This is a genomic window from Vibrio nitrifigilis (assembly GCF_015686695.1).
In the GTDB taxonomy this organism is placed as follows: domain Bacteria; phylum Pseudomonadota; class Gammaproteobacteria; order Enterobacterales; family Vibrionaceae; genus Vibrio; species Vibrio nitrifigilis.
On record NZ_JADPMR010000001.1, the window covers coordinates 2,312,979 to 2,334,349 of the forward strand.

At 43.7% G+C, this 21,371-nt stretch carries 15 protein-coding genes; 6 read left to right on the plus strand and 9 right to left on the minus strand.

What is annotated here, in order from left to right; all coding sequences use genetic code 11:
- Window positions 1–45 precede the first annotated feature (45 nt).
- From I1A42_RS10230 to melB, 4 genes are all read right to left on the minus strand, one after another.
- Window positions 46–831, minus strand: coding sequence for a TSUP family transporter (locus I1A42_RS10230; protein WP_196123417.1), 786 nt, complete (start codon window positions 829–831; stop codon window positions 46–48).
- Window positions 832–1,050: 219 nt separating this feature from the next.
- A complete protein-coding gene (locus tag I1A42_RS10235; RefSeq protein ID WP_196123418.1) occupies window positions 1,051–3,171 on the minus strand; it encodes an alpha-galactosidase in 2,121 nt (706 codons plus the stop codon).
- 9 nt (window positions 3,172–3,180) lie between these two features.
- Window positions 3,181–6,270: a beta-galactosidase gene (locus I1A42_RS10240; RefSeq protein WP_196123419.1), complete on the minus strand. Its 3,090-nt coding sequence runs from the start codon at window positions 6,268–6,270 to the stop codon at window positions 3,181–3,183.
- A 51-nt stretch (window positions 6,271–6,321) separates the two neighbouring features.
- Window positions 6,322–7,707 (minus strand): melibiose:sodium transporter MelB, encoded by a 1,386-nt coding sequence (gene melB, locus I1A42_RS10245; RefSeq protein WP_196123420.1) that lies wholly within the window; start codon window positions 7,705–7,707, stop codon window positions 6,322–6,324.
- A gap of 545 nt (window positions 7,708–8,252) precedes the next feature.
- Between melB and I1A42_RS10250 the strand changes: the two genes are divergently transcribed.
- The 3 genes from I1A42_RS10250 to I1A42_RS10260 all read left to right on the plus strand — a co-directional run bounded on the left by I1A42_RS10250 (window position 8,253) and on the right by I1A42_RS10260 (window position 11,185).
- Window positions 8,253–8,420, plus strand: coding sequence for a cold-shock protein (locus I1A42_RS10250; RefSeq protein ID WP_196123421.1), 168 nt, complete (start codon window positions 8,253–8,255; stop codon window positions 8,418–8,420).
- 621 nt (window positions 8,421–9,041) lie between these two features.
- Window positions 9,042–9,713: a response regulator transcription factor gene (locus tag I1A42_RS10255; RefSeq protein WP_196123422.1), complete on the plus strand. Its 672-nt coding sequence runs from the start codon at window positions 9,042–9,044 to the stop codon at window positions 9,711–9,713.
- 11 nt (window positions 9,714–9,724) lie between these two features.
- The gene (locus tag I1A42_RS10260; protein ID WP_196123423.1) at window positions 9,725–11,185 is read left to right on the plus strand and encodes a sensor histidine kinase; all 1,461 of its coding nucleotides are present in this window, start codon (window positions 9,725–9,727) and stop codon (window positions 11,183–11,185) included.
- Window positions 11,186–11,202: 17 nt separating this feature from the next.
- Here I1A42_RS10260 and mntR read toward each other — a convergent pair whose 3' ends face one another.
- Window positions 11,203–11,610 (minus strand): manganese-binding transcriptional regulator MntR, encoded by a 408-nt coding sequence (gene mntR / locus I1A42_RS10265; protein WP_196123424.1) that lies wholly within the window; start codon window positions 11,608–11,610, stop codon window positions 11,203–11,205.
- A 5-nt stretch (window positions 11,611–11,615) separates the two neighbouring features.
- A complete protein-coding gene (locus I1A42_RS10270) occupies window positions 11,616–12,890 on the minus strand; it encodes an Nramp family divalent metal transporter (RefSeq protein ID WP_161156896.1) in 1,275 nt (424 codons plus the stop codon).
- Window positions 12,891–13,307: 417 nt separating this feature from the next.
- On the opposite strand from I1A42_RS10270, the gene I1A42_RS10275 reads away from it, so the two are divergent.
- Both I1A42_RS10275 and lpdD read left to right on the plus strand, forming a co-directional pair.
- Complete coding sequence (locus tag I1A42_RS10275) at window positions 13,308–15,698, plus strand: glycoside hydrolase family 3 C-terminal domain-containing protein (RefSeq protein ID WP_230389373.1); 2,391 nt, start codon at window positions 13,308–13,310, stop codon at window positions 15,696–15,698.
- A 151-nt stretch (window positions 15,699–15,849) separates the two neighbouring features.
- Window positions 15,850–16,239: a prenylated flavin chaperone LpdD gene (lpdD, locus tag I1A42_RS10280; RefSeq protein ID WP_161156894.1), complete on the plus strand. Its 390-nt coding sequence runs from the start codon at window positions 15,850–15,852 to the stop codon at window positions 16,237–16,239.
- 288 nt (window positions 16,240–16,527) lie between these two features.
- Here lpdD and I1A42_RS10285 read toward each other — a convergent pair whose 3' ends face one another.
- A complete protein-coding gene (locus I1A42_RS10285) occupies window positions 16,528–17,655 on the minus strand; it encodes a hybrid-cluster NAD(P)-dependent oxidoreductase (protein WP_161156892.1) in 1,128 nt (375 codons plus the stop codon).
- A 249-nt stretch (window positions 17,656–17,904) separates the two neighbouring features.
- Between I1A42_RS10285 and I1A42_RS10290 the strand changes: the two genes are divergently transcribed.
- The gene (locus tag I1A42_RS10290) at window positions 17,905–19,221 is read left to right on the plus strand and encodes an aromatic ring-hydroxylating oxygenase subunit alpha (RefSeq protein ID WP_272918868.1); all 1,317 of its coding nucleotides are present in this window, start codon (window positions 17,905–17,907) and stop codon (window positions 19,219–19,221) included.
- 189 nt (window positions 19,222–19,410) lie between these two features.
- Here the strand turns inward: I1A42_RS10290 and I1A42_RS10295 are convergent, their stop codons facing one another.
- Window positions 19,411–19,650 carry a hypothetical protein gene (locus I1A42_RS10295; protein ID WP_161156890.1) on the minus strand — a complete coding sequence of 80 codons (240 nt, stop codon included), beginning with the start codon at window positions 19,648–19,650 and terminating at the stop codon, window positions 19,411–19,413.
- Window positions 19,651–19,721: 71 nt separating this feature from the next.
- On the minus strand, window positions 19,722–21,323 hold the full coding sequence (locus I1A42_RS10300) for a BCCT family transporter (protein ID WP_161156888.1): 1,602 nt from the start codon (window positions 21,321–21,323) through the stop codon (window positions 19,722–19,724).
- Window positions 21,324–21,371: the final 48 nt, after the last annotated feature.

Here is a 21,371-nt window from a genome sequence, read left to right on the forward strand (position 1 = left end):
CGGTCGCCCCTTTTTATTCCATTGAGATAACCAGAGACAGCGAGCTTATACCAAATGCTGCGTCCAAACATATCGAACCAACATTGCGATACTCATGATCACCACAAGATACCTGAGGTAGTTTGGATTAATCTTAAATAAGGTTCGAGCGCCGATCCACGCCCCAATGAGTTGGCCCAAAAACATCACAATCGCGGCTGGCCAAAGAATGTGTCCTGCAAACAAAAAAACAGCCAGTGAAGCGACATTGGAAGAGCAGTTGAATACTTTCGCAACGGCGGTGGCATCAACCATAGATAAACCACGTAAAGAAACACCTGAAAGAGCAAAAAACGACCCCGTACCAGGACCAAAAAAGCCGTCATACCAGCCGATAACGGGAACGATACAGCGCTGATAAATTTTCTTTGAACAGCGCGACTCAGCAGTCTGAACCGGTGGTTTTGAAAATAAAAAGAACAAGGCAATAAAAACCAATACTGCAGGCACAATCCAGCTCAACCAAACCGTGTGAATATGTTGGACCAAAAATGTGCCAACAGCGGCGCCGATTAACGATCCAAGAATGCCACCACGCACATCTTTCCAAAGCACCCGTCTAGAGCGAAACATCATTAATGATGCCATTGCCGTACCAAAACTGCCCTGAAACTTATTCGTTCCCAACGCCATCAGTGGCGGTACACCACTTGCCATTAATGCAGGAATACTTAATAGTCCCCCGCCACCCGCTAAGGTATCAATCGTCCCGGCAACAATCGCTACCATTAATAAAAAGGCTAATAATTCGCCAGACAATCCACTAGCGAAATAACTCCATAACTCAGCCATAAAGATATCCAATCAAAAGTTTTGGTATTTTTACCGTAAAAAATGGCTCTAAACAATTGTAAGTTGAGAATAAATCAGATGTTGGAGCGATTATGCCAAATAACCTCAAGCTACTGTTTCAGCGAGATAGGCAAGACGCTAATTTGAAGAGAGAGCTATTCTACGTTGAAAATCAGGACACACTCTTAATTTTAAGTCAGTGTGTCCATGTTAAAGCCCTTACCCAATCAACGATATTGCCAGCAACACCGCGCTTTCTGGATCCATCAATGGCATAGCGATACCCACTTGCGCTAGCCACTCACCAGTGACTTCTACTGGTTGATACATCCACTCTGGTTGGCAATTCACGATATCATCTAATAAGGCAGGTTTATCCAATACCTCAATACGATACAGTTTCTCCGCATTGAGTCCCGGAATACGCAATACCCCAGAAAGGGAATAGGTCGACATGGCCAGTTGAGTAATCGATACCAAGGCGTTAGATTGATCAGGCGCCACCACGGCGACACCTTGTTGAGCACATTCATCATCTAGGGTTAGGCGATATGTTCTTCCTGTGTGCAACAACGGACGCCACTGTTTATGAAGCGAGACATAATGCCGGTAAGCACGCTTGTCTTCATCACTGGTTTTCACAGGATCAAGTTCTAACCCCATATGGCCAAATAACGCCGTAATCCCCCGCAGCGATAAGGTGTGCGTTCTTCGCGTAGTATGGCTATGCTCCGCACCAATATGAGCGCCCATCACCTCGGGTGGGAAGAAATAGCTCATGCCTTTTTGAATCTGTTGTCGCTCTAATGCATCATTATTGTCAGATGCCCAGAAACGGTGGGTTCTTTTTAGCACTTCATAATCGATGCGCCCACCACCAGCAGCACAAGATTCAATATCAACATCGGGATGTTTTTCTACCAGTTTATCAACCAACTCGTAATAGGCATGTACCTGACCATCCCCCGCTGCCATATCATTGTGGCCGGGCTGGACGATTTCTCTATTCATATCCCACTTAACGTAATCAATATCATACTGACTCAAAAAGTGGTCTAGACGCTCAAACAGATACGCCGACACTTTAGGGTTTTGTAAATCTAATGCGTATTGATGACGTCCGGTCGGCTGATCATAATCTGCCACGGCCAATAGCCAATCGGGGTGCTGTCGATACAAATCAGAATGTTTATTGATCATTTCAGGTTCAAACCACAAACCAAATTCCATACCGAGTTGATGGACATGATCGATTAATCCAGCAATGCCATTTGGGTATTTGTCTGCATCAATAAACCAATCTCCCAATGAGGAGGTATCGTCGTTGCGGCCTTTAAACCAGCCATCATCAACAATAAATCGTTCCACACCTATAGCGGCGGCTTCAGTTGCCATCTGCATGATGTAATCGGGGTTATGCTGAAAATATATACCTTCCCAAGTATTAAGATGAACTGGACGCGGTTTTGCAACACGATTTCCTAGAATTTCATGGCGTACATGTTGATGAAAATGATCGCTCATACCATTTAAACCCGTATTGCTGTAACTCATATACAGGGTTGGCGTCGTGATGGATTGTTGTGGCTGTAAGTAAATCTCTCCCGGTAAATACAAGGCTTCCGCTTGCAGTAACCGGCGTCCATCGGCTTTCACATCGACACGCATCCGATGATTACCGCTCCAAGCCAAATGTGCACCCCACACTTCCCCTTCTTGCTCCGAAAATCCTTGTTTGCCAAGCATCAACGCTGGGTAATGTTCGTGAGAGGTACGCCCGCGACGATTTTCTTGAATAAAACCAGCGGCGCTAATTACAGTGCGGGTCTGTTGAAACTCTTTTACCCAACGACCAAAATACGATAGCACTTCATTGGCGCGCTCAGGCAGAGGAACCGTATTGGCAAAACGAGTAACACTGTAACCTTTGTCACCATAGTTATTCAGCGTTTGGCTTACCTGTAAAACATCATATTGATCCAGCTTAAGCGTAATGGTGAGCTTTAGTTTGGCTCGCTCATCACAGCTCTCCACGATTATCTGATGATCCTTTTGCTCCACACATACGATCTTAAATTCGGGTGACCAATTAAGGCCATTACAGTGGCCTTCTAATCCTGGTGAGCCAAAACTGCCACGTGCGAGTTGTGGATTAAGCGATACCGGCACATCCACATCTAAACGCCCATAAGGAATGGCTCGGCGCAATGCCGAGCTCGCATTATGGCTGCTAAAACCATGGTGCAGTTTTTTCCCGTAATAGAGAATTTCTGCCACCTCGCCGACCGATAAAATCAATTGCGATTGCTCGCCCGACAGTGTGTATATTTCATTACTCATGGTTCATTCCTATTGTTGTACCGTCTCTTGCACCGCTTTCGTATCACACACAAACGTCACTTGATAATGATACTGTTTTTCTTGCAGCAGATATTCTGGATGGACGCTTGGCGTCCAAGAATCATCACCACCAATTCCCATATGGAAACCGTCGATATTGAGATACAACAAAGGATCCGCTCTTAGTTCATTGGTATGTTTCGCTTGCTCCAAATTCTCGGTACTGTAACGCCCAACAGAGAAGTGGAATTGTCCTTTCACAATCAGTGCACCAATGGATAGCTCTTGGGTATTGCAGCGTAACCCATTGGCACTCGGGAAAATATACGGTGTATGCATCTCATCGATGGTGCGTTGGTAACGTCCCATGCGCGCCGCTAATTGACGATCTGGATAGTTCTCATGTGGCCCCAAGCCAAACCAATTCACCTGATGATTCAGTGGAATGGCACCACACATGCCGATCCTAGCTAATGAAGGCAATGGAGCACGTTTTTGCACCTGTACATCAATGGTCATAACCCCTTGAGCATCAATACGATATTGCCATTGCGAAACCAATACGGTGTTACCTAACGCATTATGAGCAAATTCAACCTTGATCAACACTTGATGCGCCATCGATTCTATATTGAAGCCAGTACAATGAGATTCGAGGCGATCTAATCCTGCGGCTTTCCAACGCGCCATCCAACTATTTGGATCGGGGCGATCCACTTCACTGGTACCAATATCGTTATCCAGCGGCGCACGATAAAAATGATCTTTTAACGGCTCAATAAGTTGTGGCACACCATTAACCAGCCAATCGTCCAAATAACCACTTTGGCGATCAAATTGCCAGCTATTGTGCGCGGCACGAATCACTACGACTTGTTCGTTTTCTTCAATCTCTAGCTCGCCATCAATACAAGGAAGCGCTGGAGTTAGATACGCTTCTTTAAGCGCAAATTGAGCCTGAGCGACCGAGTGCCCTACTGGCGCCCATGGTGTTGATTGAGCCAACATCACATCGACATTTAAATCATAACGATGGATGTCATTCCATGTGTTCTGATCTAACGTGAGGCGAATTTGATGAGTCGAATTCGGAGCAACACTTAACGCTACTTCACCTTGTTCAATCTCAACCCCATCTTCTAGCACAGACCAGCGGCACAACAGCGACTCTTCACTAAACAGATGCTCACTGGTGATAGTGATCTGATTGTTGTCCGCAGCTATACGATAAAACTGCTGAGCATATTTTGCTTCAAGTAAGGTAGGATGTGGAGTCCTATCTGGCCAAATCAAACCATTGATGCAGAATTGACGATCGTTAATGTCATCGCCGAAATCACCGCCATACGCCCAGTAACTCACACCGTTGTCATCGGTTTTGGTTAATCCCTGATCAACCCAATCCCAGATAAAGCCACCTTGTAAACGGGGATATTCGCGAAAAGCTTGCCAATAGTCATTGAAGCTGCCCAAACTATTGCCCATCGCATGGGCGTACTCACACAAAATCAGCGGTCGATGTTCACCGGGATGACCGATCCAATCTTTGATCGCAAATTTCGGATTTGCGCCACCTTGATATTGGTCGACACGCGCGTACATCGGGCAAATAATATCTGTCGCGGCAGTGTTAGCACCGCCCCCCTCGTACTGAATTGGCCTTGAAGGGTCGCGCTGCTTAGTCCACTGATACATGGCGTGATGGTTAAAACCAATGCCTGACTCATTACCCAATGACCAAATAATGATGGATGGATGGTTTTTATCGCGCTCAACCATGCCTTGCATACGCTGCATATAGGCGTTGGTCCACTGAGTATCTTCCGACAGACGGCACATAGGGAATTGGCCATGGGTTTCAATATTGGCCTCATCGACCACATACAAGCCATATTCGTCACACAGTTCATACCAACGTGGATGATTCGGATAATGCGCAGTGCGCACCGCATTAAAGTTGTGCTGTTTCATCAGCACAATATCTTGAATCATGGTCTCTTCATCCACCGCGTGCCCAGTGGTTGGATGATGCTCATGACGGTTTACCCCGCGAATAAGCAGTGGCTGACCATTCACTTTGAGTAACCCATCATCAATTTCGATATGACGGAAACCGATTTGGTAAGCTTCGCATTCCACCACTTTGCCCTGCGCATCAAGTAAGGTAATCACGCAGCGATACAAGTTGGGCGTTTCCGCTGTCCAGTGATAAGGACAAACGACTTTTAACTCATGTTCGGTTCTGTCGCTCCAGCCACCTTTTTCATCCACTTCAAAGGTATTGGTATGCAAACACGTCTCACCTTGCACCGGCACAGGTTGCCCTTGTTGATCATATAAGGCGACAAACACTTGATGATCAGAGCTCGCTTGGGTCAACTTAGTGGTGACCGATAAAGAACCATGTAAATAGCAGGCATCTAGCTCAGGACGAATAAATACATCCGCAATACCAACCACAGGTTTACGATAGATAAATACATCGCGGAAAATGCCGCTTAGCCACCACATATCTTGGTCTTCAAGGTATGAACCATCTGACCAGCGCAGCACCATCACGGTAAGTCGGTTTGTGCCCGCAACTGCATGTGGCGAAATGTCAAACTCGGCAGGTAACCGGCTGTCTTGTGAATACCCGACCCAGTGACCGTTACACCACAGATGAAACGCCGAGTTCACGCCTTCGAACACCAAACGTAGCGAATCTTGCTGCCACTCATCTAACGTAAAATCAGTGACATAAACCCCGGTTGGGTTCTCGCCTGGAACGTAAGGTGCATTATCTGGAAACGGATATTTTACGTTGGTATAAATCGGCTTATCAAAGCCTTGTAATTGCCAGTTACCTGGAACAGCAATTTTATCCCAATGGCTAATATCTGTTTGAGGTGCAACTACTTCAGCCTGAACCAATTCAGGTTTAGAAAATAAATGAAATGCCCATTGACCATTCAAATATTGGCGCGAGCTTTGACCCGAAATAGCGGCATCTTGACTTGAATAGTGATGCAAGGGCGAATGAGGAGGCAAAGTTCCCAACTTAACAATGGCTGGGTTCTGCCAATCTTTGCTCGCAATAATATCGTGAAACGTGCGCATAATAACCTCGTAGCAATAAAACAAGGGAGCACCGCGCGCTCCCCCAATACATTAAGCGGATTTTTCAGCGGTCGGCTGTAATTCAGCAGCATTTGGCAAATCTGAACTGTCCGGCGCAACAAAGCCTTCGTGAAGATGATAAAAACGTTTATAGATAATGGCGCTGAACAACATCAAAATGGTTGGCAAACCAATCATCATGAAGTTCAATCCTAAAATAGTGCCGTCACTTTGAGTGACGTTAGGGACGTAACCAATCGCAGAAAGGCCGACACCAACAATGAATGCACCCGCTGCGCCCGCAAATTTTACTAGCATGGTTTGTACTGAAAAAATAACGCTCTCAGTACGGCGGCCAATCTTGTATTCGCCGTAGTCAACCACATCAGCCAACATCACCGTTTGCAACGCATTAGCAATACCCACACCAAACTTGATCGCCGCACCCGACAAACCAATTAAAACCACGTTACCCGGTGCAATCATGCCCATCGCCAACAGCAATAAACAAGACACGATGGGTAAGCCACACGCCACCACCCACAGATTCTTACGCGGTAAAAGGTTAGCCAGCTTAGGAAATAAGAACACACCAGCTACTTCGGCCCCACCCGCAATCATCATATAAGCAGGGAACAAACTTTTATCGCCCATGGCATAGGTAAAGTAATAAATCGCAAAACCACCGACGAGCAAATTAGCAATTTGGAAACACAATACCGTCGCAATAAGCGCTTTTAGCTGATCGTTACCACCAATGATATGCAGGGTATCTTTTAGGCTAAATTTATCATTATTGGCAACGTGGACTCGGACTTTTTCTTTTACATTACGGAAGGTAATTAACGCGCTCAAAAGAAACAATATCGCGATAATACATGCGCTATATAAGAAACCTTTACCTTGGTCGCCGGAGCCTAAATCCGTGACAATCGCCAAACCGTAACTGCCGACAATAAACCACGCGACACTGGCAAATAGACGTGGCCACACCACCAATTTTTCTCGTTCTGGACGCGAATCAGAGATCGCCGGAATCATCGACCAGAAAGGGATATCCATGATGGTATAGGTGACGCCCCAAAGAATATAAATAGCCGCCGCATACACATACGCTGCTGTGCCTGAAAAAAGGTGAGTACTAAAAAGGGCAATTAAGACAAACATATTGACGAACGTACCGATCAATATCCATGGCCTAAATTTACCAAAACGAGAACGGGTGTTATCCACCACAATTCCCATCATGGGATCAGTCACCGCATCGACGATTCGAGCTGCAAGGAATACCGCACCGACATAAGCAGCCGAAAGGCCGACCACATCGGTAAAATAGAACATCAAAAAGATGTAGATGGGCGCACAAGCAAGGTCTTTGCCGAGAGCCCCTAAGCCGTATGAAAGCTTAGTTTTGTAGGTCACATGAGTTGGATTCATAGGGTCACGCCTTTCTTTTATATTTTTATATATGGTTCATCCGCTCGTTAAATCAGCGAAAGAAAGGTCATTATGTGTACCCCATTTGTTAAATACTGTGATCAAAATAGCACCCAGTGGAAACGTTTCCACCTAATGTTTTGTAACACGTAGCTCATCACAGTTTTTCAAAAAATCACCTAATATACATCTACTTAAAATTCATCATGCGAAAGCTCATTGTTTAGCTATTCCCATTAGCGTGCTAATTTAAATCCTAATCTTTGAGTTGATTTTCTAATTATAAAAAACACATCATTTTCATATTTAAAAGATACTTAAAATGATAATTAATGAAAAATAATGGTAGCTATTCCTATTACAAGGTGTATAGTGCAACCAGCTCTTAAAAATGAGCTATTAAAGATAAACAAGAACAAGTTCCCCCAGATACCTTTCGATTTCTTCTTCGTATAGCTGCTGAGTTTTCTTCTCCTTACAAATCCAATTAATAGCTATTTCTATAAGCAAACTTACAGTTAATCAATTTATATCGAGGTATTTTTATGTCTAAAACAACTGGTTTAGTCAAATGGTTTAATGAAACAAAAGGCTTTGGCTTTATTACTCCAGATAATGGTGGTTCAGAATTATTTGTTCACTTTAATTCAATCGTTTCTGAAGGGTTTAAAACACTCGCTGAAGGTCAAAAAGTAAGTTTTGATGTTGAGTAAGGTAAAAAAGGCCCACAAGCAGCCAACGTTACTGCTTTATAAGATATCAAGTGGTGTCTTCAGGACACCACTTCCCTCCTGAAAGAAAACTCCATTTACTTTTATCTTTCTTGCTATAACTCAATATTCTCAATTTAAGGCTCATTATGTCTAGAAGAACAACTCGCCAACGTCATTGGTATCAATTATTACGTGAAAGAAACCTCCAAAATAAAGAAGGAAAAATATGTATAAAATAGATTTTTATTTAAAAGAAAATAACAAGAAATGGTCAGCAGAAATTCACCAATTAAATAGCGACATTTTAGAAAGACATATTCACCCTAAAATAACCTCGAATCATTATGACATCTATTTCAACTATAATGAAGAAAGTCAAACTGGTTCAATTCTATTAACCTCCGGAATCTGCATTGGTAGTTTTAGACTTCATTAATCATTACCAACAGCAACACAAAAGCCCCCGTCTTTCATGACTTTCCCGTTTTTCTTCATTTACATGAAACTTTTCATTCGGTTTGCTCTCTAATGTTTATCTGTCACGTTTTAAACTCGTCATGTTTTTGATGATAATGACAAAACACGATATAAAAGTTTAACCTTTGTACAACATTACGAATCATGAAAATCCTCATCGTTGAAGACTCCGAAGTATTACGACGCAGCTTAGTCGTGGGTTTAAATCATCTTGGTTTTGCCACCGATGAAACCGGTGATGGCGCGGAAGGCCTCGCTATGGCACTGCAATATGAATACGACGCTATCATCCTTGATTTAATGCTGCCGAGTATCGATGGCATGTCGCTATTACAAAAAATTCGCCAGCAAAAAATTAATACTCGAGTACTGATCCTATCAGCTAAAAACCAAACGCAAGATCGAGTCGATGGCTTACTCAAAGGCGCGGATGATTACCTCACCAAACCGTTTTCTTTTGATGAACTGCATGCGCGAATACTGACGTTAATGCGCCGTAGCACGACTGAAAATCGAGACGATTGCCTGAATGTGGGAGAGTTTTGTCTTAACTTGGCCAAGCGCACATTCGAATATCAACACACGCCTATTGAGTTAACACCCAATGAGTTTAAAATTCTCAACTGCTTATTCCGTAGTCCAAATCGAGTCATTAGCTTAGAAAGTATTAGTGATGCTGTGGTAGGCAGTTATAATTATCTGTCAAAAAATGCCATTGAAGTGCACATCAGCGCTATACGCCGCAAAGTTCGTAAAGTTCACGGCAACTTACCCATTCGCAATAAACGCGGTTTTGGCTACCTAATTCAAAATTAAATGGTTGTTTCGTGACTTTGATATCTCGCCTGTTAGCCGTGTTTGATAAACGTAAACGCAGCAATAATATTGTTTCTATTCAAAAAAACTTAGTGCGCTCAGTGTCACTGATTTTTGGTGTTATTGTACTTATCGTTTTCCTTTGTGTGGATCAAGGAATGGATCGCTGGGTCGAAAAACAATTTGATAACCAGCTGATTTCCAACGCTAACTATCTTAAGTCTCAAGTAAGTTACTCTTTAAACCAATTAGAAATGACCTTTGATCAACAAGTCATGCCACAATATTCACGCGCGAAGCATCCCCAATTTTTCCAACTGTGGCGGGGCGATAAAGTCATAAAACGCTCGGATTCGCTACAACGCTTCCCGAACACCGATTTAGTAAAATCTCATCTGCCACTGGGGCGCGATCAGGTGTTCCCAATTACGATGCCAAATGGTGAACCGGGTCGAATGGTCCTATCGACATTTGTCCCGAAGAATGCCACGCAAGATGCTACACCGCTTTATCTCACGGTGTATGAATCAGTGCATTCTTTAAACTTATTGTGGATTGTCGACTTACTGTTGATCAGTAGCTTCATTATTGCGATGGGCTTAGTGTTTTACATTACCAATGTCGTGATAAAACGAGGCTTAGCTCCACTGCGCGCCTTAAATGAAGAATTGAAACATTTTCGCGATTTAAGAGAAAGCGGTGAACCAATCACCGGTTTCCCAAACGCGAAAAAACCCGTCAAAGAAATTGAGCCTATCCGACGAGAACTTAACGCTTTTATTGCCACCAACAATCAATTGGTTGAAAACGAAAAACGCATTACGACCGATATTGCTCATGAACTGAAAACGCCAATTGCAGAGATTCTCTCACTGAGCGAGATCCATCGTCTTTATCCAGATGATGAAAGAATCAGCGCCACATTTTCATCCGACATACTGAATATCTCCCATCGTATGAAAAGCATTGTGGAAAATTTGATGTTATTGCAACGTTCATCATCACCCAGTCTTGAAATTAGCCAAGAAGAGCTGTGCTTAAATGAACTATGCGATTCGCTCATCAGTTCACTGCGCTTCAAATATCATGATATTGACCAACGGGTCCAACTACGCTTTACCGCTTTTAATACATTAGAAGCTGACCGATTTATTATTGAAACCATCGTCACTAACCTGCTCGATAATGCCCTATTCTATGGTCCGCAAAGCAGTAACGTATGTTTAGAATGGATGACCATCAATAAGAAACGGGCACTACGGATCTCGAACCCTATTGCTAAGAAGATCAGTAATGAACAGCTAGAAAACCTCAAGCAACCGCTTTATCAGATCGATAGCGCCCGTTCGAGCACACAACACTTTGGCTTAGGATTATCGATTGTCGATAATCTATGCCGTCAATGTCATTATCATTTGCGTTTTGAGTCGCCTGAGCCTTTAAGGTTTGCAGTCATTGTTGAATTACAATGAACGAGCAGAGGCACGTCTTAGGACTTCAAAAAGCCCAGCATCGCTTGCACTGTTTCTTCGCTGCAGTGGTGTTCAATACCTTCTGCATCAGCATGCGCAGTGGCTTCAGATACGCCTAACTTGATTAAGGTTTCAAATACTACATTGTGACGATGAGCTACTTTTTCTGCAAGCGCTTTGCCTTGTTTGGTTAGAAAAATACCACGATATGGCATTGATTCTACTAACCCTTCTTTCTTTAGGCGTGAAATGAATTTGGAAACGGCAGCCGCACTCACGCCAAACCGCTGGGCGAGATCGGCACTGCGAACCTCACCATGCGTTTGGAATAAATCTGCAATTTCTTCGACATAATCTTCCACCAGCTCACTTTGGTGGTCTTCTTTTGCTTTATTAAAATAAAGACTCTGTTTTGATTTTGGCATTATTTTTATGCAACAGTGTAATAAATAACGTAAATATTTAATCCTATGATTAAGCCACAAATCAAGCGACCAAGATAGCTAATCCACTTTTTATTGACCATATCACCCATAATTTTTCGCGATGAGGTGAAAGTTAACAGTGGAATGAGCGCAAATGGAATACCGAAACTCAATACCACTTGGCTGGCGACCAGCGCTTTTTGTTCGGAGACACCAAGCATAATGACAATTAATGCAGGAACCATCGTAATTAGTCTGCGCACACCAATTGGAATGGTAAAGCGCACAAAACCTTGCATTAACACTTGGCCGGACATAGTGCCGACAATGGAAGATGACAGTCCAGCTAATAACAAACCGATACCAAAAATGGTGCTCGCCGCACTGCCTCCCATCAATGGAGATAGCAGCTTATAGCTTTCAGAAATTGTCGCTACATCTTTATGACCTGTGGTATGAAATGTCGCCGCTGCTAAAGCTAGCAAGGCCATATTAACAACCCCAGCTAAAGCCATGCCTAACACCACGTCCAAGCGGTAGAAACGGGCAATTGCTTTACGCTCAGAACTGTTTTTTACCTTTATTCTGTCTTGTGCCAGCGCCGAGTGCAGATAAATGACGTGGGGCATAATCGTCGCCCCTAAAATACCAGCCGCTAAATATAACGCATAGCTATCAGGGAAATTGGGAACAAACAAGCCCTGGGTCAGCGCCGCCATGTCTGGGCGACTGAGGAATAGCTCGACTGCAAATCCCCCCGCAATCGCCATGATCATGGCACCGATAATGATCTCCATTAACCGGAAACCAAAGCGTTGTAATAGCAAAGCCGCATAAGTCACCACGCCTGTGAGGAGAGCGCCGTAAATCATGGGAATATCAAATAGCAAATAAAAAGCCAGTGCAGCCCCTAGAAACTCTGCAAGATCGGTCGCGATCGCAACTAACTCCGCTTGAATCCAGTAAAACCAAACGACAGGCTTGGGATATTTTTCACGGATCACTTCCGCGAGGTTTTTACCCGTGGCTAAGCCAAGACGAGCCGACATCCCTTGAATCAACATTGCCATCAGGTTTGCGGCGAGCACCACCCAAAGTAATGAGTAGCCATATTTGGCTCCCGCTTCGATGTTAGTCGCAAAGTTTCCCGGATCCACATAAGCCACAGCTGCAATCAGAGCAGGGCCAAACATCACTAACCAGTTAAAGCGTTTTGCTTTACCCCGCAACACATCGGTTGCTTGAAATTGAATCGAATTGTTTGATATTGATTGCAACATTAAACTTACCTCACATAAGTTAACCTTGGTTAACATCATTATATTGAGTTAATTTAGTGTTTAAAATCCAATCGTTTTTACCAATCAAGATGATAACTTTTCTCAATTAAACTTAATACTGCTGGTTTAACGCTCTGATATTGGTTGATTTTCCTTCTTTTATATGACTTTTATTCCATAAGAAAGTAAAACGCACATTGTTTCGTTCCAACTTTTTTGCAAGAAAAATGATACCTATCCCAATTTTTATCACTGCTCATCTTTCATTAGCAAAACGTTAATCTCAGCAGAGAAACCGGTTCCACTAGGGAGTTACATTTATATGCGCTCTGATGCCCTTTTCCTTCGGCATAATATAATCCGCCTACCTTACAGTTCGCATCAGCAGCCCATTTGTGAAATAAACAGGTAACGATAATGAATAAAAAAGTCATGTATCCAAAGCTAAACAAAACAACGGTCATCGTTTCTCTTGCCATTGCCAGCGCACTGACCGGTTGCGCAAATACCAATCAAGACAATAACGACCAAGCAGCTTTACAACTTAAAGCGCAAAATATGGTCAGTAAAATGAGTACTGATGAAAAGCTCAATGTACTCGTCGGCCCCGGTTATGGTGATAAAGGAATTAATGCCGGGCCAGAAGTTAAAGGCACTGCTGGCTATATTAACGGGGTTAACAATCCTGTTTCCGGCATTGATTTAACCGCATCGGTACTTGCCGATGGCCCTGCCGGTATTCGTATTGATCCTAAACGCGAAGGTGACGAGCACACCTATTACGCTACGGCTTTTCCTATTGGCGTGTTACTCGCTTCTAGCTGGGATCCTCAAGTTGTCAGAACCGTTGGCAATGCCATCGGCCAAGAAGCCAAAGCCTATGGTGTGGATTTTTGGTTAGCTCCCGGAATGAACATTCAGCGTAATCCTTTGAATGGCCGTAACTTTGAATACTATTCAGAAGATCCATTCGTCACAGCAAAAATTGCAGAAGCGGTAACAGAAGGGGCTCAATCCAATGGTATTGGTGTCACCATTAAACACTTTGTCGCCAATAACTCTGAAACTAACCGCATGACGGTCAACAACATTATTTCTCCCCGTGCGCTGCGAGAAATTTATCTACGTGGGTTCGAAAATACTGTAGAAACAGCGCAGCCTTGGGCCATCATGACCTCTTACAATAAGGTAAATGGCACCTATACCTCACAACGCCATGATTTAGTCACCGATGTACTTCGTGATGAATGGGGTTTTAAAGGCCTAGTGATGAGTGACTGGTATGCCGGAGATAACGCGGTTGAGATGATTAATGCTGGCAATGATGAAATTCAGCCTGGCGGCATCAACATGGTGACCAAAGAGAAACAATTACAACACCTACAAAAAGCGTATCAAGAAGGCAAAATCACCGACGAAACCATCAACCGAAATGCGGTTCACATCGTCACGCAAATGCTAAAAACACCAAGCGCGCAACATGTATTACCCGCCAACAATCCAGATTTAGCCACTCATGCAGCACTGTCACGTTATGCGGCTGACCAAGGCATTATTTTACTGAAAAACCAATCTCAAGCATTGCCAATCAGTACCCATGAAAAAGTGGCGACTTTCGGTATTGCTCAGCAACTCACTCAAAAAGGAGGAACTGGCAGCGGCGACGTTCACTCAGCCCATGTGGTCAATTTGATGGAAGGCTTGCAAGCCGAATTAACCGTCGATCCAACACTGCAACGCTATTACCAACACTGGTATCACACTAACCGCACCAAAACGTCAGATAAATTTAATATCAGTACCATTTATCACTGCCCAGAACCCACCCTATCAGCAAAACAGATTAATACCGCGGCTAAAGACGATGATGTCGCCGTGATTACTATTTCGCGCACAGCGGGTGAAGGCACAGATCGAACCACGAAAAAAGGGGATTACCAACTCACTAATAACGAATCAGCGTTAATCAGTAAGGTGTCTAAGGCTTTCCACGCGCAAGGTAAACAAGTCGTCGTGGTATTGAATATCTCAGGCGTGATTGAAACAACCTCTTGGAAAGATAAAGTAGATGGCATTGTGCTCGCATACTTGCCGGGTGAAGAAAGTGGTTTTGCTGTCGCTGATATCCTTTCAGGTAAAACCAATCCAAGCGGTAAGCTCACCCAAACTTTCCCTACCAAATACAGCGATGTTCCCTCTGCTAAGACATTCTTTGGTAAAGACACCAATGGCGACGGAAAAATCGACACTAACTATTACAATGATGGCATTTTAGTTGGCTATCGTTACTACTCGACTAATAACGTACCGGTTTCCTTCCCATTTGGTTACGGCTTGTCGTATACCTCATTTCGTTATGGCACACCGACTGTGGTTGAAAACAGCTTAAACGCAAGCGGTGCAAAAGGTGAAGTGTCGCTCTCTGCTACCATCACAAACTCAGGCCAAGTCGCCGGTAAGGAAGTTGCAGAAGTCTATATTGCCGCGCCAAATGGTAAATTGGTCAAACCAAAAATTGAGTTAAAATCATTCGCTAAAACAGCTCAACTGGCCCCAGGAGAAGCGCAAACACTGAATTTCACTATTCCAGCGAAATGGTTAGCTAGCTTTGATAGCAAAGACAACCAATGGATTATCGAACCCGGCCAATACCAGGTCTATGTTGCGCCATCTTCAAATATAAATGACATCCAACCCGTACCATTTACGATTAACCAAGAGGTGGTGGTAGCGAAAACCACCCCAAATGCTTTTGCTTTACCTCAAGGCTATACCATAAATAAAACTGGCGGAGTAATCACTCACTAATCTTACATATCATCATTTGATAGATAATTGTGTCTATCAGCCCCCACCGACATTTATTATTGGTGGGGGCATGCCTCGTTTCGCAACCCTATTAGGTTCACCCCATAACTCATGATAAAGTATTCCTTTTATTTCATAAGGGTAATCGGAAATGTCGCAAGTGTTAGGCCAATCGCTAGTAGAAGAGCAAGATGGAATTCGCGTGGAGTTAACCGCCCTTCCCGTTGGTGACGATCTGGTTTTAGTTTTATCGGGTGGTGACAAAGCGCATATTGGCGCGACAGCCGTTGCTCAGCCTCGCCCTAGCTTAGAAGATCCAGAAAAAATAAGCGCCTCCACGTCTGTCATCTGCGTAATGGGGCATAAAGAAGACTTACTCGCTCACCATGTCGCCCAAAAAACAGCTTCCGCTCTTAATTGCGTCGTCAGTGCCAACTGTGGCATCCATATGGATAACGCCAGTAAAGAACAAATTAAGATTATTCAACAGCTGGTCTCTACATTGCTGCAAACCTTTATTGCCAAGTGCGATAACCAATAATCAGACCGCCCCCCTAAGAATGGTGATGGGCATGTGGTCATTCGACTAACAACATGCTGTTTAATAGTGATGGTATGCCGAATGAATTGCAGATCGGTTATTCTGATGCAAGCTCAACATTCTGCTGTCAAAATAACAGAAGACGGCTACGGAAACCGAATTTGATCAGTACTGACACCGACCCAGTTTATCGACGTTGGTTTCTAAATACGTTAACGATGAATCTTATTAGGGGGCCGAACTATCGGCCACTAATGTTACGTCGCTTAGACGCATCGCCAATGCACATCAATATTCAATTGCGACATTGTCTTCTGGCACACTACAACAAGACAAAATATAGCCATCATCGACATCTTCATCGGTTATCCCGCCATTATGATTCATCACAACATTGCCACTCACTTTCTTCACTTTACATGTACCACAAATACCCATACCACATGCTTTAGGAATGGTGAGCCCAGCTTTAGCTGCGGCCGCATGGACAGTTTCTCCTGGTGCAATTTGCGCCTGCTTATCACTATTCAAAAACATCACATCGATAAGATCGCTAGCCGTTAGTGCATCCGCTTCCTCTGCCGCAATTTCCGCAGATTGAACGGCTTTTTCTTCCACATGATCAGGCGTAGCGCCAAAGACTTCTTCATGATAATGCTCCATGTTAAAGCCCAACCGAGCTAACATAGATTTTACTGAGAGCATGTATGGCGTAGGGCCACAGCAAAAGATTTCTCGCTCTTTAATATCGGGCGTCGTCATCAGCAATTTCGTTTCATCTAGGTAACCACGGTAACCTGCCCATTTTTGTCCTGATTCAAGGCGTGCACATATGATATGTAAATGAAAATTGGCTATCCGCGATGACATAAATTCCAGCTCAGAATGAAAAATCACATCACTAGGCGTACGCGAACTATGAACAAACGAAATATCTACATCAGTATTGGTATCATAAATCCAACGTGCCATAGACATCATCGGTGTAATACCAACGCCACCAGAGAGCAGTAATACTTTTTCCGCAGGAAAATCTATACTGTTGAAAGCACCTACCGGGCCATGAACGGCCAATTCATAACCTTCTTCGAGATTATCGTGTATCCAGTTAGATACCACTCCGCCCGGCACCCGTTTTACGGTTATCGAAAAGCTATAAGGAACGGAAGGAGAGCTGGATATCGTATAAGAGCGGAACACTTGTTCACCATCAATCTCTAACTCCAGTGTCACAAACTGACCGGGTTTAAAAAAGAACATCAAAGGTTGATGCGCCATAAAACAAAACGTTTTCGTGTCCCGGGTTTCTTGAATGGTTTTCACACAACGAACAGCATGACGACCGTTATCCCAAATCTGAGTCTCAACAGGAATAAACGAACTGCTAGCAGCAACGGGATTAGTTGGGGTATTCATCTTTAGCATCTCCGCAACGATATAATTTTAAACGTCCCTCCATGGGTTTGTGTATTGTTGGTTTATATTGATTCACCAAATTATCTATTCACGACATGAACTTATCCAAAACAACCAATGACCAAAAAGTTTCTGATTTCATGTCTTAAATAGACTAGGAAAATGTCGCGTTTAGACCTCTTCTCTCTATGCCAATAATGGCACGATAGCCAAAGCCCAATTACACACAAAAAGTAGGTGGTTGGTTAAATGCAAGGAAGCCCTCGTAGGGCATATCGTCAACATTTTCGAGAAGAAGATAGAGCAATGACACAAAACGATATACTCAACATGACATACCCCAGTTTGGATATTGCACGAGCAGAAATGAAAAAGATGCTCAATGAACGTCAACCAAACTATTCATTACCTCGTCCGATGTACAATGACCCCCTACTATTTAAAGTTGATATAGAAGAGATATTTCAAAAGGAGTGGTTATTTGTCGGAATGACCAGTGAAATCCCAAGTAAGGGCGATTATTTTACGGTTGAAATCGCGCAAAATCCTGTGCTTGTCGTACGTGCTGCCGACGGTTCGGTCAATGCGTTTCACAATACTTGTCGTCACCGCGGTTCACGTATCTGTCTAGAACACAGAGGTAAAGTAGCGAACTTAGTCTGCCCTTATCACCAATGGACTTACGACACCAAAGGCAATCTGCTGTTTGCTGGAACTGAAATGGGGGACGAGTTTGATATGCAAAAACATAAACTCAACCAAGTTCACTGCAAAACAGCGGGCGGATTTATCTTTATCTGCCTAGGTGACGAACCTCCAACCTCTGATTTCGACGAGTTTCTCGCTACCTTAGAAGAATATATGGAACCTTATGATGTCGAGAACACCAAACTCGCCGTCGAATCTAACATGTATGAACAAGCGAACTGGAAACTGGTCATTGAAAACAACCGTGAGTGTTATCACTGTAGCGGCAGTCACCCAGAGCTTTTAAATACATTGCTTGAATGGGATGACACTACCGATCCGCGAGCGACACCAGAGTTTCTAAACTATTGTGAACGCCTCTCATCTGAATGGGATGCCGAAGGTATTTTGCACCAACACCAAAGTTTTGGTCAACGAAACCGCCTCGTGCGTATGCCACTGAAAGAAGGCACTTCGGTCATGACGATTGATGGTTCACTTGGCTGTCAAAAAATGCTGGGACGCATTCAAAATTCCAATTTAGGTTCACTACGTATCTTGCATTTACCAAACTCTTGGAACCATATGCAAAGCGACCACTTTATCGTATTTCGAGTGCTGCCAATTTCAGCGCAAGAAACGTTAGTTACCACCAAATGGTTTGTACATAAAGATGCCATTGAAGGCGTTGATTACGACCCTGAAAACTTGCGCCGTGTGTGGGATGCAACCAACGATCAAGACCGTAAACTTGGTGAAGATAATCAACGCGGGATCAACTCTCTCAGTTATCAACCGGGGCCTTACTCGCAAACTTATGAGTTTGGGGTCATTGATTTCATTAATTGGTATTGCGATCGCGTGGAAGAAAAAATCTAGTGACCTCACTGAGCGCTCACCCTTTCTAGCCTCATCAAGCATGAGGCTTTTTTGTTGCTCGGCAATCGTATCAAGGATAACGGTTAATAAGTTGAATCCATTACTCGCGTTACTTAAAAGGCTCCATAAAAAAGCGATCTCGGTGAGGAGATCGCAATCTTAAATAGCGTGTTTCAGAGCATATAATCGTTACGCTGCGAGTTTTTTACTCAACGTCCAAGCGATAACTTCTTCCACCTCTGGAAGTAAAATACCATCAGATTCAAATGCATACACAGCATCCCATAGCGGCGCGTTATCAGCATTATCTTTTAGCCAGAGTTCAATACTGCTTTTCACTTTCTCCGGCTCGTTGGAAGAACATTGAATACCTAGGTCGGAAATAGTGTTCACAAAATCAACCATATCCACTAAATCAGCATGCATCATGACTCTTTCTCCTTTGAAGGGGGCAACTTATCCCTCTTGCCATTTTCGAAATCGTTTCTTCGCTGGTGTATTTATCTATATAAATGTTTTTCTGAAATCAACCCTTTATATAAGCTCCAACACATTAAGATCAGAACCAGAGTAAAGGGTAAACCAGTAGCAATAGCTCCAGCTTGAAGTGCCGTTAAAGCTTCAGAGCCACCACCAAATAGTAAAGCTGCAGCAATAACCCCTTCCATTACCGCCCAAAATACCCGTTGAACAACGGGAACGTCTTCCTTACCCCCAGCGGTAATGCTATCAATCACTAAGGATCCTGAATCTGATGATGTCACGAAAAACAGCAGTACTAAGACGATGCCGATAACAGAGAGCAGTGACGTCATGGGTAACTGGTCGAACATTTGGAACATAGAGAGCGATACATCACTAATACCGTTGGCCAACTCACCAATTCCTGAGGTGGCCTGGTCCAATGCGGTTCCGCCCATAATGCTTAACCAAATCATGGTCACCAAGGTAGGAACCAATAGCACTGCGGTAATAAACTCTCTTACCGTGCGACCTTTTGACACACGAGCGATAAACATGCCAACGAAAGGAGACCAAGAGACCCACCAAGCCCAATAAAAGACCGTCCAGCCATGATAAAACGTCGCGTCATCGCGCCCCATCCAATCAGAAAGCGGGACAAAGTTTTCCGCATAACCGACGGCGATATTGGCAAACGTATGCACAATACTCAACGTAGGACCGACCACAACTAAAATGGCCAACAGTGCTGCTGCAATAAACATATTGGTATTACTGAGCAGTTTTACCCCGCCATCCAATCCACGGACTACTGACACAACCGCAATGCTGGTCACCACAATGATGAAACCAATCTGTGTTGTGAGACCACTAGAAATGCCAAATAGATGGCTTAACCCACCAGCCGCCTGCTGAGCACCAAAGCCTAATGAGGTCGCTAAACCAAAGATAGTCGCCAATACCGATAAAATGTCGATGAAATTACCAATAAACCCCCAGCAGCGTTCGCCAAAAATGGGAAAAAAAGCAGATCGAATGGTGAGCGGCAGTTTTTTGTTGTACGAAAAGAAAGCCAGAGCTAACCCGACAACCGCGTAAATTGCCCATGGGTGAAGCCCCCAATGGTACATAGTTGCACTCAACGCCACTTGCTGCGCTTCTACGCTACGCGCTGGTACATTAAGCGGAGTGCCATACCAATCGGTATAATAGGCAACAGGTTCTGCGACACTCCAAAACATCAAACCGATCCCCATCCCGGCAGCAAACAGCATACAAAACCAAGATAAGTAAGAAAAATCAGGTACAGCTGATACACCACCTAAACGAATTTTACCTACCGGGGAGACCAGCAGGAACACACAAAAGACGATAAAAATATTGCAGCCAACCATGAAAAACCAATCGAAATTATCAATCGACCAAGTTCTGGCTAGCATTAATGTATCTTTTGCTTGCTCGGGAAAATTTAAGGTCAAAATAACAAAGAGCAAAATTAACCCTGCGCTAATGCCAAATACCGGATTATGGATATCCATCCCCATAAACTTGACGTTATCCTGCCCCGTACAATAATCCGTATCATAATTAACTGCAGATGCAGGTCTAAATTTCTGTGGACTGCTTACTATGCTTTTCATACGTTCCCTCATTTATAAACGCATAATGGTTTTGCGTGACATATCGAC

Excerpts from the sequence above, each read along its gene's own strand:
- I1A42_RS10285 (WP_161156892.1), bottom strand. The coding sequence starts at position 17,655 with ATGAATACCCCAACTAATCCCGTTGCTGCTAGCAGTTCGTTTATTCCT.
- lpdD (WP_161156894.1), top strand. The coding sequence starts at position 15,850 with ATGTCGCAAGTGTTAGGCCAATCGCTAGTAGAAGAGCAAGATGGAATT.
- I1A42_RS10300 (WP_161156888.1), bottom strand. The coding sequence starts at position 21,323 with ATGAAAAGCATAGTAAGCAGTCCACAGAAATTTAGACCTGCATCTGCA.
- mntR (WP_196123424.1), bottom strand. The coding sequence starts at position 11,610 with ATGCCAAAATCAAAACAGAGTCTTTATTTTAATAAAGCAAAAGAAGAC.
- I1A42_RS10255 (WP_196123422.1), top strand. The coding sequence starts at position 9,042 with ATGAAAATCCTCATCGTTGAAGACTCCGAAGTATTACGACGCAGCTTA.
- melB (WP_196123420.1), bottom strand. The coding sequence starts at position 7,707 with ATGAATCCAACTCATGTGACCTACAAAACTAAGCTTTCATACGGCTTA.
- I1A42_RS10295 (WP_161156890.1), bottom strand. The coding sequence starts at position 19,650 with ATGATGCATGCTGATTTAGTGGATATGGTTGATTTTGTGAACACTATT.
- I1A42_RS10230 (WP_196123417.1), bottom strand. The coding sequence starts at position 831 with ATGGCTGAGTTATGGAGTTATTTCGCTAGTGGATTGTCTGGCGAATTA.
- I1A42_RS10270 (WP_161156896.1), bottom strand. The coding sequence starts at position 12,890 with ATGTTGCAATCAATATCAAACAATTCGATTCAATTTCAAGCAACCGAT.
- I1A42_RS10290 (WP_272918868.1), top strand. The coding sequence starts at position 17,905 with ATGCAAGGAAGCCCTCGTAGGGCATATCGTCAACATTTTCGAGAAGAA.
- I1A42_RS10235 (WP_196123418.1), bottom strand. The coding sequence starts at position 3,171 with ATGAGTAATGAAATATACACACTGTCGGGCGAGCAATCGCAATTGATT.
- I1A42_RS10240 (WP_196123419.1), bottom strand. The coding sequence starts at position 6,270 with ATGCGCACGTTTCACGATATTATTGCGAGCAAAGATTGGCAGAACCCA.
- I1A42_RS10250 (WP_196123421.1), top strand. The coding sequence starts at position 8,253 with ATGTCTAAAACAACTGGTTTAGTCAAATGGTTTAATGAAACAAAAGGC.
- I1A42_RS10275 (WP_230389373.1), top strand. The coding sequence starts at position 13,308 with ATGAATAAAAAAGTCATGTATCCAAAGCTAAACAAAACAACGGTCATC.